This window comes from Pseudomonas sp. DD1, from assembly GCF_044510355.1.
GTDB classification, from domain to species: domain Bacteria; phylum Pseudomonadota; class Gammaproteobacteria; order Pseudomonadales; family Pseudomonadaceae; genus Aquipseudomonas; species Aquipseudomonas shahriarae.
Genome location: NZ_MSAJ01000033.1, coordinates 339,487 through 355,058, shown reverse-complemented (window position 1 = coordinate 355,058; position 15,572 = coordinate 339,487). Strand labels below are relative to the sequence as shown.

The window sequence follows — 15,572 nt, the reverse complement described above, 5'->3', positions numbered from 1 at the left end:
ATATCTGCAATGACTTTAAATCAGGACTTGATAATGGACTTGTTCCAGGCAATGAGCGTCTACGTCAAAGTGGTAGAAACCGGCAGCATGACCGCAGCGGCCCAGCTCTGCGGCCTGTCTACGACCATGGTCGGCAACCACCTGCGCGCCCTGGAACAACGCCTCGGCGTCAGCCTGCTCAAGCGCACGACCCGCAAGCAAAGCCTGACTGAGTTCGGCGGCCTGTATTACCAGCGCTGCCTAGAAGTCCTGGGGCTGGTGGCCAACTCCGAGCAATTGGCGGAACAGGTCCACCGCGAGGCGCCCCAAGGGTTGCTGCGCATCACCGCACCGCCCGCGTTCGGGGCCGAGCGCCTGGCACCCGCGCTCAGTGAGTTTTCCCGCCGCTACCCGCTGATCCAGCTGTACGTGGTGTTGAGCAATCAAACGATGGACCTGATCGACAGTGGCTTCGACGTCGCGATCCGCCTGGGTGAGCTGCAACCTTCGAGCCTGATCGCCCGGCCCTTGCAGGACTACACCATGACCCTGTGCGCATCGCCGGATTATCTGGCCCGCCGGGGTACACCCCAGCAACCCATGGATTTGCAGAACCACGACTGCCTGGCGTTCGCCTACCCATCGACCGATGACTGGCGCAACGCCGACAAGCTCTGGCGCCTACGGGGGGCCGAGGGTGAAGTCGAAGTCGCCGTGTCCGGGCCCATGACCATCAACAGCTCCCAGGCCCTGCAGCGCGCGGCCGTCGAAGGCATGGGCATCGTGATGCTACCCGACGCCCTGGTGGCCGCCGACCTGCTGGCGGGCCGACTGGTGGCGCTACTGCCAGGTTATCAGTCACCTTCGCGCTCCATGCACCTTCTATATGCACAGGACCGCTACCGCCTGCCCAAGCTGCGGGCCTTCGTCGACTTCGTGATCGAACAATGGGCGCGTTAGAAATTCACCCCCAGGGCCTTCAGCTCACCGCGGGTCTGCTCGGGTGATACATGATGAATACCCCGCCAGCCCACAGCACTGGCAGCGTGGGCGTTTTCAGCCACATCGTCGATAAACACCAGTTCTTCGGGGCGGATATCCGGCAAATGGGCGCGCACCTGGTCAAGGCTGGCGCGGTAGATCGCAGGGTCGGGCTTGATCAGCTTTACCTCGCCGGACACCACGATATTGCGAAAGTACTTCAGGAAGGGGTAGTTGGCGCGAGCATAGGGGAAGGTTTCAGCGGACCAGTTGGTCAAGCCGAACAGCGGCACTTTGGCCTCATGCAGGTCTTCAAGAATCGCTACGCCGTCGGCGAGCGGGCCGCGCAGCATTTCATGCCAGCGGTCGTAGTAGGCCCGGATCAGGGCCTCATGCTGCGGGTGTTCGGCGACCAGGCTGTGGGTGGCTTCAGCCAAGGTGCGCCCAGCGTCCTGTTCGGTGTTCCAGGCCTGGGTACAGATGTTCTCGAGGAACCATTGGCGCTCCTCGTCACCGGTAATCAGTTTGCGGTACAGATGCTGCGGGCTCCAATCAAACAGGACACCGCCGAAATCAAAAACTACTGCACGAATCGTCATGAAGATCCTCCGTTAGCCGAGTGTGGTCACTGGAACACCCAGCATGAAGCAAATGTGGGAGCTGTCGAGCCCCGGCGAGGCTGCGATAGCAGCGGCACTGCAACATTATGTTGCCTGAACCACCGCTATCGCAGCCTCGCCGGGGCTCGACAGCTCCCACAAGGGTTTCGCTTCGTTTGTTAGAGCTTAAGCCTGAACCAGACCTTCAATCTTCACGGTCGGATTGACGTCCGCGTCGTAATCCACGCCATCAATCTCGAAACCGAACAGGCGCAGGAACTCTGCCTTGTAGCCGGCAAAATCGCTGATTTCGTTGACGTTGTCATCGGTCACCTGGTTCCACAGCGCCGCCACGGCGTCCTGGACTTTCGGTTCCAGCTCCGCCAGGTCGGCACGCAGGCGGCCATCGGCGTCAAGCTTCGGCTCGCTGCCGTACAGGCTGTCCTTGAACAGACCGTAGACCTGCTCGATGCAGCCTTCGTGGGTGCCCTGCTCTTTCATCACCTTGAACAGCAGCGAGAGGTACAACGGCATGATCGGGATCGCCGAACTGGCCTGGGTAACCACGGCCTTGAGCACCGAGACGCGGGCATCGCCCTTGAGTGCGGCGAGGTTGTCGCGCAGGGTCAGGACTTTCTTGTCGAGGTCTTTCTTGGCCTCGCCGATGGAGCCGTTCCAGTAAATATCCTGGGTCAGTTTTTCGCCCAGGTAGGTGAACGCGGTGGTCTTGGCGCCTTCGGCCAGCACGTCGGCGTCACGCAGGGCGTCGATCCACAGCTGCCAGTCTTCGCCGCCCATCACTTTGACGGTGCCGTCGATTTCTTCCTGGGTCGCCGGCTCCAGCGTGGTGTCGACCACAACGCCCTTGTCGGTGTTGATCCCGCGCAGGGTCACAGCCTTGCCGATCGGCTTGAGGGTGGAGTTGTGCACCACGCCCTGCGGGTCAGTACGGCGCGGCGCGGCCAGGCTGTAGACCACCAGGTCGATCTTGCCCAGGTCTTTCTTGATGGTTTCGATGGTCAGGCGCTTGATCTCGTCAGAGAACGCATCGCCATTGATGCTCTTGGCGTACAGGCCTTTTTCGGCGGCAAACTTGTGGAAAGCGGCGCTGTTGTACCAGCCGGCAGAGCTGAGCTTGCCTTCTTCGCCTTCTTTTTCAAAAAACACGCCAAGGGTGTCGGCGCCACAACCAAACGCGGCACTGATACGCGCAGCCAGGCCGTAACCGGTGGACGCACCGAGCACCAGGACTTTCTTCGGGCCGCCTTCGATGGCACCGTGTTCGGTCACATAGTCGATCTGCTCTTTGACGTTCGCTTCGCAGCCAACAGGGTGGGCGGTCACACAGATAAAGCCACGAACCCGCGGTTTGATGATCATAAAATTTCTGCCTCTTCCAAGGTGCCGATGGCCAATGGTGGCCATTACGGCGTCAATCGTACTGGTCTATGACGTCCGAAAAACCGAAGCGTCACGATAGTCGCAATTCTTCTGTTCGCAAAATCCAATCCACACCGGCCAAAGGCACTATATTTTTCCGACAAGGGCGCGAATTCAGCAAGTTCTGCGGCATGATGAGGCAGGACAGAGTTTGCGTCCTGCCTTTAGGGCAGGGAAAATGCCCGTCCTGTGCGACCGTATTCGGCGCTCGTCATCCTCAAGCCACTGGCTGTCCATCGCCCGGTGGCTGCGTTTTCAGGGAATAAGAATGCCTCAACGCCAAGTCATCAATGCCTCCGTCAGCCCCAAGGGCAGTCTCGAAACGCTGTCACAACGTGAAGTCCAGCAACTGAGCGAAGCCGGCTCCGGCAGCATCTATACGCTTTTCCGCCAGTGCGCCCTGGCCATCCTCAATACCGGCGCCCATATCGACAACGCCAAGACCATCCTCGACGCCTACAAGGACTTCGAAGTCCGCATCCATCAACAGGATCGCGGCGTGCGCCTGGAGCTGTTGAACGCGCCAGCCGACGCGTTCGTAGATGGCGAAATGATCGCCAGCACCCGGGAAATGCTGTTCAGCGCCCTGCGCGACATTGTCTACACCGAAAACGAACTCGATAGCCAACGCATCGACCTGAGCACCTCCCAGGGCATCACCGACTACGTGTTCCACCTGTTGCGCAACGCGCGTACCTTGCGCCCGGGTGTCGAGCCGAAGATCGTGGTGTGCTGGGGCGGACACTCGATCAATACCGAAGAATACAAATACACCAAGAAAGTCGGGCACGAACTGGGCCTGCGCAGCCTCGACGTGTGCACCGGTTGCGGCCCGGGCGTGATGAAAGGCCCGATGAAGGGCGCGACCATTTCCCACGCCAAGCAACGCATCACCGGCGGGCGCTACCTGGGCCTCACCGAGCCGGGCATCATCGCCGCCGAAGCGCCAAACCCGATCGTCAACGAACTGGTGATCCTGCCGGATATCGAAAAACGCCTGGAAGCCTTCGTGCGTGTCGGGCACGGCATCATCATCTTCCCCGGCGGCGCCGGTACGGCTGAAGAGTTCCTGTACCTGTTGGGCATCCTGATGCACCCGGACAACCGTGACGTGCCCTTCCCGGTCATCCTCACCGGGCCCAAACAGGCGGCGCCGTACCTGCAACAGCTGCATGCGTTTGTCGGCGCGACCCTGGGTGAAGCGGCCCAGGCCCACTACCAGATCATCATTGATGACCCCGCCGAAGTCGCCCGGCAGATGACCGCGGGCCTGAAGGACGTCAAACAGTTCCGCCGCGAGCGCAACGACGCCTTCCACTTCAACTGGCTGCTGAAGATCGACGAAGGCTTCCAGCGTCCGTTCGACCCAACCCATGCCAACATGGCCAGCCTGCAGTTGAACCATGCCCTGCCGCCCCATGAACTGGCGGCCAACCTGCGCCGGGCGTTCTCGGGGATCGTGGCGGGTAACGTCAAGGACAAGGGTATCCGCCTGATCGAACAGAACGGCCCGTACGAGATCCACGGCGACCCGACCATCATGAAACCACTGGATGAGCTGTTGAAGGCGTTTGTGGAGCAGCACCGGATGAAACTGCCTGGCGGCGCGGCGTATGTGCCGTGCTATCGCGTGGTGCAATAAGGCAGATTGCCAGGTCATAGGTTGTATTGCTTTAGAGCCATCTGAGGGGTGTCGAGGGAGCGAAAGCGGACTAGGGTTTTATCTATTCCGACCACCGACACCTACCAGCAGAGCGACCTATGGACCAACGGATCTTGTCCTCCATTATTCCTTACCCTAAGGTAAGGAATATCCCGATGGAGATCTTCATTATGGCCACCGCCACACTCACCTCAAAAGGGCAAATCACCATCCCCGTTCAAGTCCGCAGCGCGTTGGGCCTGGACACTGGAGACCGGGTGGAGTTTGTCGAAATGGAAGATGGCAAGTTTGCCATTATCGCTGCCAACCACAGCGTCCAGGACCTCAAGGGCCTGATCCGCAAGCCCGCCAAGGCCGTCAGCATTGAACAAATGAACCAGGCCATCGCCGCGCAGGGAGCGAAAGCGGGATGATTGGCCTGGATACCAATGTGCTGGTGCGCTATGTCACTCAGGACGATCCGGTTCAATCGGCCACGGCCTCGAACCTGATCGAATCCCTGACCGTTGTTTCACCGGGCTTCGTCAGCCTGGTCTCGGTCGTGGAGCTGGTATGGGTATTACAGAGCTGCTACCAATGCACCAAGACGCAACTGGTGGCGGTTCTGGAAACCCTGCTGCGCACCCGTGAACTGATCATCGAAGATGCCGAACTCATCTGGCAGGCCGTGCGCCGATTTACCACGACCAAGGCTGACTTCGCCGACTGTTTGATCGAACGCTGTGCCCACGCTGCCGGGTGCGAATACACCGCCACCTTTGATATCGACGCCGCGAAAGCCGTCGGCATGCGTCGCCTGGGCTGAATCCTGGCGTTGCTGCAACGGACCTGCTTTGGTAAAACCTGTATTCCACTGCCCCTTGAGAGACCGCCCAACGTGCGCACGCTTCTGCTCGCAGCCCTGCTCCTGACACCCACCCTCGCCCTGGCAGAAACCATCGCCTGGCCGGACCTTCCAGAGACCTGTTTCGTCAGCGGCCGGTCGGCCACCAACGACGATGTCGACAATGGCTGTGCGGCGTTTCTGATCAATGTGAAAGGCAAGGCGGCAGGCACGCCCATCAAGCTGGAGATCCCCCAATACGCCATGCACGTCGAAGCGGGCACAGGCAAGGAAACGCCGGTGATCATCATCCAGGCGGAAGAGAACGGTGAGATCAAGGCGGTTGGGTACAAGGAACTGGGAACGGAGCAATTGGGCGCGGCGTTGCTCAAGGAAGTGCGGCTGCTGGGAACCAAAAAGCCGACCTGAAGAACCCTATCCAGGCGACCTGGGCATGATGTTTACGACGCACGCACCATCGCCTGCCTCTTCAAACCCACCGGGCTGACCAAACTCATCCCCGGAATACAGTTACCTGGGCTGCCGCCGCATCAGCTTTATTTACTTTCTGATAGCGCTAATCATCTGGCATTGCACCTACATGAGCAGATCAAAAAAGGGTTCAGTATTCGGCCCTTTTGAGCAGACCGAATAGCCACAATCAAAAAACCCGCTGACCGTTACCGGTTCAGCGGGTTTTTAACTGTCGATTCAATCCTGTCTCAGGACTGCGTCAACCGCTTACAGCGCAATGTCAGCCGCCGGCTTGCTCGGCTCGGCCGCAGGCTTGGCAGCCTCGGTCGCCTGTGGAGCAGCCATTTGCGGCATGGCTGGCGGAGGCGTCAGTTGCAACACCTTGGCGGTGTAGGCCCATTCTTGCGCAACGCGCTCAGGGCTGCCGTTCAGCTTGGTGCCATAGCTCGGCACGATCTGCTTAAGCTTCTCCTGCCAGGCCGGGGTAGCGACCTTGTCCTTGAACACTTTTTCCAGCACCGTCAGCATGATCGGCGCTGCGGTGGACGCACCTGGCGACGCACCCAACAGGCCGGCGATGGTGTTGTCGGCGGAGCTGACCACTTCGGTACCGAGTTTCAGGACGCCGCCCTGCTCTTCGTCACGCTTGATGATCTGCACACGCTGACCGGCTTGCCACAGGCGCCAGTCTTCTTTCTTGGCGTTCGGGAAGTACTCTTGCAGCGCCTTGAAGCGGTCGTCATCCGACTGCATCAACTGGCCGGCGAGGTACTCGACCAGTGGGTATTCACGAATACCGACTTTGGTCATTGGCCAGATGTTGTGGGTGGTGGTGCTGGTCAGCAGGTCCAGGTACGAGCCTTCTTTGAGGAACTTGGTGGAGAAGGTCGCGAATGGGCCAAACAGGATCACGCGCTTGCCATCCAGCACGCGGGTGTCCAGGTGCGGAACCGACATCGGTGGCGCGCCAACCGATGCCTTGCCGTAGGCCTTGGCCAGGTGTTGCTCGGCAATCGTTGGGTTCTCGGTCACCAGGAACGAGCCACCCACCGGGAAGCCGGCGTATTCCTTGGCTTCAGGAATGCCCGACTTTTGCAGCAGGTGCAGGGCACCGCCGCCCGCGCCGATAAACACGAACTTGGCGTCGGTCTCGGTCTTGGTACCGTCTTTCAGGTTTTTGTAGCTGACGCGCCACGAACCGTCGGCGTTCTTGGTGATGTCCTGCACTTCGCTCGACAGTTTCAGGTCGAACTTGGGCGTGGTCTGCAAGTGAGCGACGAACTGGCGGGTAATCTCGCCGAAGTTCACGTCAGTGCCGATCGGAGACCAGGTCGCAGCGATTTTCTGGTTCGGGTCACGCCCTTCCATCATCAGCGGAACCCACTTCTTGATCTGTACCGGATCTTCGGAGTATTCCATGCCAGCAAACAGCGGGCTCGCCTGCAGCGCTTCGTAACGCTTTTTCAGGAACTTGATGTTGTCATCGCCCCACACAAAGCTCATGTGCGGAGTGGAGTTGATGAACGAGCGCGGGTTCTTCAGAACGCCTTGCTGAACCTGCCACGACCAGAACTGGCGGGAGATCTGGAACGCTTCGTTGATCTCGACCGCTTTCGGGATCTCAACGGTGCCGTCCTTGTTTTCCGGGGTGTAGTTCAGCTCAGCCAGGGCCGAGTGACCGGTACCGGCATTGTTCCAACCGTTGGAGCTTTCTTCGGCGACACCGTCCAGGCGCTCAACCATCTCCATCGACCAATCCGGCTGCAGCTCATTGAGCCACACACCCAGGGTCGCGCTCATGATGCCGCCGCCGATCAATAGCACATCAACTTTCTTTGCCTCTTCCGCCTGGACGGAAGTAATCCCTATCGACAAAGCCAGCCCCAGCAGGGCAGTGTTCACTTTTTTAAACATCGTAGCACCTATGATAAAACGCCTTCCGCCCTACCGTCCTTGACCTTCCGGCAACCGTGGTGCGCCAAACATCAGGCAATGCTTGGCTGGGTCCCGTACTCGCAAGAACTGCAGGGTGGGCACACAAGGCCGACGTATCGACCTCACTTTTATGTCCCTTCTGCGCTGACTTTTTATCATTATTGGCTTCAGCTACCTCGGCGACAGCTCTCTGCCGGTACGCATTCGGGAGTGCGTACCAGAGAAAGGATAGACCAAGATGGCGCGCAGAATATCATGCTCCGGCGGGATCGGGCGTCTGTTCTGGACTTGGTGGTCGTCTTCGCGACAGGTTCAGCGCCACCGGAGGAATAGGGCATCCTGTGACCCGGCGTTTGTAGTCCCGGCAGGATGGAGAGAAATGCTGAAAATCAGAAAAGCCGATGGGAATCATCGAGTTTTTACGGTTTTCCGCCCTGCCCAATTGTCGATAATCGCGCCTACCCAAAACACAGGCGCGCATCCAGATGACACAGACAAAAAGCTATACGGCCACCGCAAAATGGCTGCACTGGGGCATGGCACTCATCTGGATTGCCGCCTGGCTGGTGGGAATTGTCGCCGTTCACTGGCGCGATGAATTCAACCCGCAGCATCAACTCACGTTTTTACACAAAGCGATGGCTAGCACCCTACTATTGCTTATCGTCCTGCGCATCGCCTGGCGCCTGACCCATGCAGCACCGGCGATGCCCGATACGATGACACCACTGCTCAAGCGTGCAGCGTTTATTGGCCACCTGTTGCTGTACATCGTGGCACTGCTCGGATTGCCGATATCCGGCTGGTACTGGAGCTCGGTGGCTGACAAACCCATCCTGGTGGCGGGCCTATTCCTGCTGCCACCGCTGGTGGAGCCGGATAAAAGCCTCTATGACCTGGCAAAAGCGATTCACACCTACAGCGCGTGGTTATGCGGCGCTCTGGTAGGTGGGCATGTGGGGGTGGCGCTGAAGCATCATTTTGTTGATAAGGACAAGGTACTGGCGGGGATGATGCCGGGGCGCGTCGAGTGATGTGGGAAGGCACCGGAACCGTACTCCCCTCAGAAAAAAGCTCCACCAGATTACGTGCCTTGTAGGTAGGTCGATCCAGCTTTCGGGGCGTCAGACGATTCCCTCTTGAGGGGATGACGGCTTCAGCCCCATTGCGCTGTATCAACTCCACGAAGGCATCTGAGTCATAACCTTGTAAACCTTCGATCAGCGCGTCGGCTTGGCCATATTCAGAGCCTTGTACGGGCGTCAGCAGCAGGCGTACCGGGTTCCCCAGGGCATTGACGGCAGCATGAATCCTGGTGCTCAGTCCGCCTCTGGACTTGCCCATGGCTTCGGCGTTCTGACATGGTTTTTTGCCGCACCATGCTGATGAACGCGCACTATGCTGTCATCCACCATCAGGTGTTCCAGGGGCACTGTCAGGTTGCTTAGGCCTTACGGATAGCGGCCCGCGTTGTTAAACACAGAGTCAGGACTTATCCAAAGATTTCCACATCTCTGAAGGGTTTCGTTATCCCCGCGCCCCCCGGGGCGGTTCAATGCGCTTGAGCGCCGGCATGTTCAGCGCGCGATTGACCCACGAACCACAATACCGCTTGGGCGCAAAGCCTACCCAATCGGGGTGGTTATCGAAGTGGATCAAGCTGATGGGCGCTTTCAAGTCGGCAATAAACGCCAGCGTGAGGTGATGATAGTCACCGGAGCCAACGAAGAAAATTTCCGGGCGCGCATTGGTTGGCAGGGGCCGTTGCGCCAGGCGTTGGGTGAAGCGCTTCCAGGTTTTTTCGGTGGACCACCGGCGCAGCTTCGGGCCCGGGGCTCGGGTCCTGCATGTCTATGCGCGTGGCCCGGCCGCTGGCCAAACGCCGGGCAATCGGCGCCTGACCGGCAAGTCGGCTCCCACAACACAGAAGCCGCCCTGCCGGCGATGGCTTCGGCGCGCTTTAGCAATGAAGCAACCAGGTGATTCTCAACTGTATGCGTTGATAAACCAGGTGATCATCGGGATAGCCACAATGTCGATCAGCACGGCACCGCACAGCGGCACGATGATGAAGGCTTTGTACGAGAACACCTTGTAATGGTCACAAATGGCGCCCATGTTGGCCACTGCATTGGGCGTCGCGCCCAGCCCATGCCCCATGAAGCCCGCGCACAAGACTGCCGCGTCGTAGTTGCGGCCAAACAGGCGGAACAGGACGAACACGCACAGCAAAATCATGATCACCACCTGCACCACCAGAATCACCAGCAGCGGCAAGCCGAGCTTCTCCAGCTCCCAAAACTTCAGACTCATCATTGCCATGGTCAGGAACATGCCCAGGCACACATCGCCGATGGTGCTGACGGCCTGGTCGGGCATCTCGATAACCTGAGCACGGTCATTGAGGTTGCGCAGGATGATCGCGACGAACATGGCGCCCACATAGCTCGGCAGCACGATACCCAGATGCTGTTGCAAGCTGGAGCCCAGCCAGAATCCCAGCACCATGATCACCACAATGCAGGTCAACAAGCGCAACAAGGTGGCAGCATCCAGCGCGGGCGGCGGGGTATGGACCACTTCTTCGAACGCCTTGAGGCTACCAACGGCTTCGGCCTTGACCACGAGTTTGTTGCGCTCGATCAACCAGCGCGCCAGCGGGCTACCCAGCAAGCCGCCTGCCACCATGCCAAAAGTTGCAGCTGCCAGCGCTGCAGTGGTCGCACCGACCGCACCGAGGTTTTCAGCAATCGGCCCGAAAGCTGCCGCCGCACCAAAACCGCCTTCCAGTGACACCGCGCCGGCCATGATGCCCAGCAACGGATCGATGCCCAGCAGCTTGGCGACACTGACACCCACCACGTTTTGCACCAGCGCCAGGCCCCAGCACGCACCCAGGTAGATAAACAGCAATTTGCCCCCCTTGCGCAGCAAACCCAGGCTACCCCCCAAACCGACAGTGGTGAAAAACGCCACCATCAGCGGGGTTTGCAGGCTGGTGTCGAGGGTCAGGTTGAGCAGCTGTTGATCACGTAACAGCCAGATCACCAAGGCAAAACCAAAACCACCAATCACCGGTGCAGGTACACACAGGTGACGCAGCCAGTAGCTACGTTTTTTCAGTTGGGCACCCAGGCCCAGCAGGAGCAGCGCGAGAGCGAGGGTGCTCAGCGCATCCAGTTCGAATGTCAGCATGGCGAATTTCTCTTTTTCTTATGATTCAACAAGCGGTTTCAGGGATTTACGGAAAAACTTAATCGATCAGGCTGGCAAGCAGACGCGCACCAATGCGGGCGGTTCGATTGTCGATATCCAGGCCGGGGTTGAGTTCGGCGATATCGGCCATGCGCAATTTGCCGCTGGCCTTGGCATGGCGTATCAGATGCTCGACGATCTGCATGTCCACGCCATGGGCAGACGGCGCACTGACACCGGGCGCCTGGCTGGCGGGCAGGACATCAAGGCAGATGGTCAGGTAGAGGTGATCGACGTCTTGCAAGAACTCATCGATCATCGCTTCGCAGGCGGGTATGTCCCAGCTGTTCATTTGCCGGTCGAGGCGGTAACGCACATTCAGTTGCTGCGCCTGCTCAAACAGCGCCTGGGTGTTGTTCAACTGGCTGACACCCAGGCAGCAATAGGTGAACGGCATCCGTGCACGCTGGCAGTACTCGGCTATCTGGCGAAAAGGGGTACCCGAACTGCTTTGTTCACCATGGCGCAGATCGAAGTGGGCATCAAAGTTGAGAACGCCGATCCGCGCATGCGGGGTGGCCTGGCGCAGGTGATCGGCCAGGCCGCTAAAGCTGGCAAAGGCGATTTCATGGCCGCCACCCAACCCCAACGGCAAATGCCCCTGGTTGAGCAGATAGCTGACGTGGTGAGCGTAAATCTGCTGCGCGCCTTCGAGGTTGCTGTCGGTGCAACTCACATCGCCCGCGTCATACAGCGGCGCCCGGCCATGCCACGCCAGGTTGGCCAGCGCCTTGCGCAGTGCTGACGGGCCAAGACGGGCGCCGGTGCGTCCTTGATTACGTTTGACTCCTTCATCACAGGCCAGCCCAATCAGTGCTGCACCCGCAGACTGACCCTCGCAGAAGGGCTTGACCCATTGATGCCAGCGCAGCGCAGCCTGCCCTTCGCCAGCGTCGATACGACCTGTCCACAGGGGTATGTCAGAAACAGCAGTCATGCTTGAAACTCCAGTCAAATTCAGTCGAGCCGAGCACTCAGGCGCAGGGCCGCGTCCTGGGTCCAGCGGATCAGGCGTTCACTGCGGGTGTGCGCCCGGGAGGCAGGAGCCATGAGGCTGATGGCGCCTAGCAGGCGATTGCGGCTGTCGAGCAACGGCGCGCTGATACCCCAAATGCCGTCGTCGATTTCACTCACACTCACGGCATAACCGGCAGCGCGGATATCGGCAAAACTGCGCTGGTACGTGGCGACTTCCTCGCTTTCGACGCCTTGCGCCAACAGAGCCGACAGGCTTTGCGCCTCATCCATATAGGCCAACAGCACTCTCGCCGATGCACCGACCAACAGCGGCTGGGCCAGCCCTTTTTGGTAGCAGCAACGCAGCGGTTGTGGGCTATCGACCAGCTCGATGCAAATCGCCTGGCCATTGCTGGGCACCATTAACGCCACGCTTTCCTGGCTTTGCTCGGCCAGGCGCTTGAGTTCCGGCTTGGCGAGGGTCACCAGCACGGCTTCGCGGTCGAATTTCTTGGCCAGTTGCAAACAGGTTGGCCCTGGCAAATAGCGACCCTGACCGTTCTCTTCGGCAAGCCCCCAGCGCAGTAGGGTCTTGAGATGGCGATAAGTGCTGCTGAGCGGCTGTGCCAGTTGCTCGGACAGTTCTTTGGCGGAGATCGCCTCGCTGGATTGCCCCAGAGTGACGAGGATTTGCAGCAAGCGATCAGTGGGCGTGTTGTAGTTCATATCGGCCTCATGCTCTTGCGGGCATGGTGCACCGAGTTTTCCATTAACTGAAACCAGATTCCCACTGAGTGGGAAAAAACCCGCAGATAACGATCAGCGGTCAGCCTTAGTCTCACGGATGATCTGCCGAATCGCGCGAACAAACGCCTCCATCGGCTGCCCACCACTGACTACATACTGATCGTTGAACATGGAAAGGAGACAGATTTATTTAACTCCAACAATCCCTCCCCAAGAGGCTCCCCTTCGCAAAGCTCACCTCAGATCCTCATGCCCCAACACACAGCTCCACCACAAGCTTTCTCCCGTCGCTTCTCCGTCGCCCCCATGATGGATTGGAACTACTAAGCCTGTAGGCCTTACAGAACAGGAACTGCAGCGCCTTCGTCACCCATCTGTACCACTTTCATACCAGCACTGCTCCCACGTACTGACGCCCCGCACCTTTTTCGCTGGCTTTCGCAATTCCGAGAGTTGCCACTGCTATGCTTGATTTCTTTCAAAACGAATCGCATACCATGGCAGGCCAGTACTCACTGACGGACGTGCTGGAACGGCTTTATCAAAATCAACTGGCTCTGGAAGCGGCAGTGATGGAGATGACTCTTTGGGCTGAGCAGCAAAACGCTTTAGAACTAGGTATAACTGCTCAGATTGCGGAACAAGGCGTTGACTGGCTTCACCGGGTCTTCAGGCTTTTATTTAGCTCCGAGAGCCCGAGGTACACCGAAGACCTGTTCGGCGTGTAGCCGCCTGTAGAGCGCATCCTGCCGGAAAACGCTGGGCCCACTCAGGGCGCCAAGCGTCTAAGGACACTTGGCGCTCGACATCGTCGACGTGTCTATCTGAGGCCGAAGCAGAACAGGCTATTATTATCGTAGTGATAGAAACACATCCCTGAAGAGTCGTTTTTTAGTAGGCGGACATACGAAGTACTACCCTCCGAGAGTTCCAACTGCCTATCTAATATAATAGGAACTCCGAGCTCACTTAATAAAGTGCGCAGCCCATCCGTCACAACTTGCTTTTCGATGGACATATAGGCATATGCACCCCAAATAGGAGTAATATCACCGGTCACATATAAGTATTCCGTTTCTCCCGCTTTTTGCCAAGTCGAAGTATATTGAAACGAACGGTGTCCCAGCGTCATAGTTTCAACATTATTTATCACGTGCTCATTTTTCAAAGCATCATCTTTCTCGATGTATATTGCAGTGCGCATTTTATACTCGACATTTTTTTCAACGCCCCATTCTCGCAAGTAAACTGCCAGCGTAACCAAGACCAAACTACAGACCAGAACAACCAAGAACATAAACTTTTTGAAGCTCATGATTCCCCTCCTGCGCGCGACAGGCAATTCGCAACAGCATAATCCAACGGTACCGATATCGGCACTGTATAAGAGCTGAAGCCTGCGGAAACATAGCATACAACCCTATATCTTTTTTCATGAACCCTAACCAAGACTTTCCCATAACCCCCCATAGGAATATTTTTGATTTGAGCTTCCAAAGGAGCTGCAATATCTTTTTTTAATGAAATAATAAACTCAACATCAAGCTCTCCAACATTAAATCTTGTGATTCTTAGAGGATCCCTAGTTAAAATCTCAAATTCCGGCTTAAGCAGGTAGATCAAAGAAGCCAAAAAAAACAAAAAAACAACCGCCCTCAACAAACGCACACCAACGTGCTTCCGGCCTCCCCCCTCAAAAGACTTGCTAGTTCTCTCATCAACCGTAAAAGTAAGATCCGCACTATTAATTTCTACATCCAGCTCCTGAACCGGCTGCTTTTCAACACTGAGAGAGCCAACTAAAAAATCCGAATTAAACATATAGCCAGCTTTCGGGCTAGTGACAATAATTCCATGCCCATCCGCACCAAAGAAAGACCTTATATTAAAAATAGCCTGCGCCAAGCTACCAGTTGCCACTACACGTCCAGGCCAACCAAATAGAATTAACTGCTCCTTATTAAACACTTCTCCCGACCTAGAGATAAGTTGGTACAAGACCCTAATCTCCGCGGTACCAAGGTTGCAGATGATAGGCTGCTCCTCGAGATCTCTCACCCTCAACCTTTTTTTAGGACCGTCAAAAAACAAACGAGCCCACCTCTTCTTCCCAGAGTCCATATAGACTGTAAAAACTTCAACCCCCACACCTATTTCCTGATCAGGCATAGCCGCTTCTCACTCTAGATCGGACTCATAATCAATATAGACGATACTGAAGCAGTAGAAACGCAAAGGAAACCCCCGCCTACAAAATCTCTCTCACCCCCAAGCAAATAAAATTAATAAACGATCAATGATTTGACCGAGCGTTAAACAACCTCCAAATTTGACGTAACGAATTGTGGAGCAACGAATATGCAAAATAAGTCGAACACCAATAATGCCAACAGCTTTGTCGAATACGACCAACTGTCGAAGGATTACCAACAGCAGATCCTCGATTTAAACAAGCGACAGTTAATTCCTGCACACTCGTTTAGCCAGGTTTTTAGCGCCGCGCTTGGTGATCGTATTATCATTAGCAATCTTCCCTCGAGCCCAGCCCACAACTCATCAAGTTTCTGCGATAAAATCTCAATCGAGATAACCTCAACAAGCAAAAGCTCTATTAACCTCAAGCTAACCATCAGCAACAACACTTTTCTAATAGAGAAACAATTGCCAGCAAAGAGTTAAGCCAGTTCCAAGAACTGGCCATACTTCAAAAACCGAGCAT

The 15,572-nt window shown here is 57.1% G+C and carries 16 protein-coding genes and 1 pseudogene; 8 read left to right on the top strand and 9 right to left on the bottom strand.

Translation table 11 applies throughout. The features are described from left to right. The first annotated feature begins 33 nt into the window (after positions 1-33). Positions 34-939 (top strand): LysR family transcriptional regulator, encoded by a 906-nt coding sequence (locus PSFL_RS20755; RefSeq protein WP_397470429.1) that lies wholly within the window; start codon positions 34-36, stop codon positions 937-939. Here the strand turns inward: PSFL_RS20755 and PSFL_RS20750 are convergent. Both PSFL_RS20750 and fabV read right to left on the bottom strand, forming a co-directional pair. Then, on the bottom strand, positions 936-1,559 hold the full coding sequence (locus PSFL_RS20750) for an HAD family phosphatase (RefSeq protein WP_057438555.1): 624 nt from the start codon (positions 1,557-1,559) through the stop codon (positions 936-938). The two genes, PSFL_RS20755 and PSFL_RS20750, sit on opposite strands and share 4 nt — an antisense overlap. A 186-nt stretch (positions 1,560-1,745) precedes the next feature. Further along, complete coding sequence (fabV, locus tag PSFL_RS20745; protein ID WP_029293964.1) at positions 1,746-2,939, bottom strand: enoyl-ACP reductase FabV; 1,194 nt, start codon at positions 2,937-2,939, stop codon at positions 1,746-1,748. Between the two features lie 328 nt (positions 2,940-3,267). Here fabV and ppnN point away from each other — a divergent pair, with 328 nt between their 5' ends. From ppnN to PSFL_RS20725, 4 genes are all read left to right on the top strand, one after another. Then, positions 3,268-4,641 carry a nucleotide 5'-monophosphate nucleosidase PpnN gene (gene ppnN / locus PSFL_RS20740; RefSeq protein WP_169960249.1) on the top strand — a complete coding sequence of 458 codons (1,374 nt, stop codon included), beginning with the start codon at positions 3,268-3,270 and terminating at the stop codon, positions 4,639-4,641. A 176-nt stretch (positions 4,642-4,817) separates the two neighbouring features. Continuing rightward, positions 4,818-5,075 (top strand): AbrB/MazE/SpoVT family DNA-binding domain-containing protein, encoded by a 258-nt coding sequence (locus tag PSFL_RS20735; protein ID WP_057438553.1) that lies wholly within the window; start codon positions 4,818-4,820, stop codon positions 5,073-5,075. After that, positions 5,072-5,467, top strand: a complete 396-nt coding sequence (locus PSFL_RS20730) for a PIN domain-containing protein (RefSeq protein ID WP_115128667.1) — start codon at positions 5,072-5,074, stop codon at positions 5,465-5,467. Before PSFL_RS20735 ends, PSFL_RS20730 begins: the two co-directional genes overlap by 4 nt. A 72-nt stretch (positions 5,468-5,539) precedes the next feature. Then, complete coding sequence (locus PSFL_RS20725; protein ID WP_057960278.1) at positions 5,540-5,914, top strand: hypothetical protein; 375 nt, start codon at positions 5,540-5,542, stop codon at positions 5,912-5,914. Positions 5,915-6,226: 312 nt separating this feature from the next. On the opposite strand, the gene mqo is transcribed toward PSFL_RS20725, so the two are convergent. After that, positions 6,227-7,873: a malate dehydrogenase (quinone) gene (gene mqo, locus PSFL_RS20720; RefSeq protein ID WP_170044378.1), complete on the bottom strand. Its 1,647-nt coding sequence runs from the start codon at positions 7,871-7,873 to the stop codon at positions 6,227-6,229. Between the two features lie 506 nt (positions 7,874-8,379). Here mqo and PSFL_RS20715 point away from each other — a divergent pair. Further along, positions 8,380-8,928 carry a cytochrome b gene (locus tag PSFL_RS20715; RefSeq protein WP_273879320.1) on the top strand — a complete coding sequence of 183 codons (549 nt, stop codon included), beginning with the start codon at positions 8,380-8,382 and terminating at the stop codon, positions 8,926-8,928. A gap of 520 nt (positions 8,929-9,448) precedes the next feature. Here PSFL_RS20715 and PSFL_RS20710 read toward each other — a convergent pair. The 4 genes and pseudogenes from PSFL_RS20710 to PSFL_RS20695 all read right to left on the bottom strand — a co-directional run. Beyond that, positions 9,449-9,821 (bottom strand): annotated as a pseudogene (locus tag PSFL_RS20710) (arginase); the annotation flags it as partial. A 59-nt stretch (positions 9,822-9,880) separates the two neighbouring features. Next, on the bottom strand, positions 9,881-11,089 hold the full coding sequence (gene gltS, locus PSFL_RS20705) for a sodium/glutamate symporter (protein WP_057438549.1): 1,209 nt from the start codon (positions 11,087-11,089) through the stop codon (positions 9,881-9,883). A gap of 58 nt (positions 11,090-11,147) precedes the next feature. Next, positions 11,148-12,086, bottom strand: a complete 939-nt coding sequence (hutG, locus tag PSFL_RS20700) for a formimidoylglutamase (protein ID WP_057438548.1) — start codon at positions 12,084-12,086, stop codon at positions 11,148-11,150. Between the two features lie 20 nt (positions 12,087-12,106). Continuing rightward, on the bottom strand, positions 12,107-12,832 hold the full coding sequence (locus PSFL_RS20695; protein ID WP_057438547.1) for an IclR family transcriptional regulator: 726 nt from the start codon (positions 12,830-12,832) through the stop codon (positions 12,107-12,109). 485 nt (positions 12,833-13,317) lie between these two features. On the opposite strand from PSFL_RS20695, the gene PSFL_RS20690 reads away from it, so the two are divergent. After that, on the top strand, positions 13,318-13,581 hold the full coding sequence (locus PSFL_RS20690) for a hypothetical protein (protein WP_057438546.1): 264 nt from the start codon (positions 13,318-13,320) through the stop codon (positions 13,579-13,581). 92 nt (positions 13,582-13,673) lie between these two features. Here the strand turns inward: PSFL_RS20690 and PSFL_RS20685 are convergent, their stop codons facing one another. After that, entirely contained in the window at positions 13,674-14,168 is a 495-nt protein-coding gene (locus PSFL_RS20685; protein ID WP_273506554.1) for a hypothetical protein, read from the bottom strand. Then, positions 14,165-15,022 (bottom strand): winged helix-turn-helix domain-containing protein, encoded by an 858-nt coding sequence (locus PSFL_RS20680; protein ID WP_143110362.1) that lies wholly within the window; start codon positions 15,020-15,022, stop codon positions 14,165-14,167. The genes PSFL_RS20685 and PSFL_RS20680 overlap by 4 nt, the downstream gene beginning before the upstream one ends. 189 nt (positions 15,023-15,211) lie before the next feature. Here PSFL_RS20680 and PSFL_RS20675 point away from each other — a divergent pair, with 189 nt between their 5' ends. Next, the gene (locus tag PSFL_RS20675) at positions 15,212-15,532 is read left to right on the top strand and encodes a hypothetical protein (RefSeq protein ID WP_273506548.1); all 321 of its coding nucleotides are present in this window, start codon (positions 15,212-15,214) and stop codon (positions 15,530-15,532) included. The last annotated feature ends 40 nt before the right edge of the window (positions 15,533-15,572 follow it).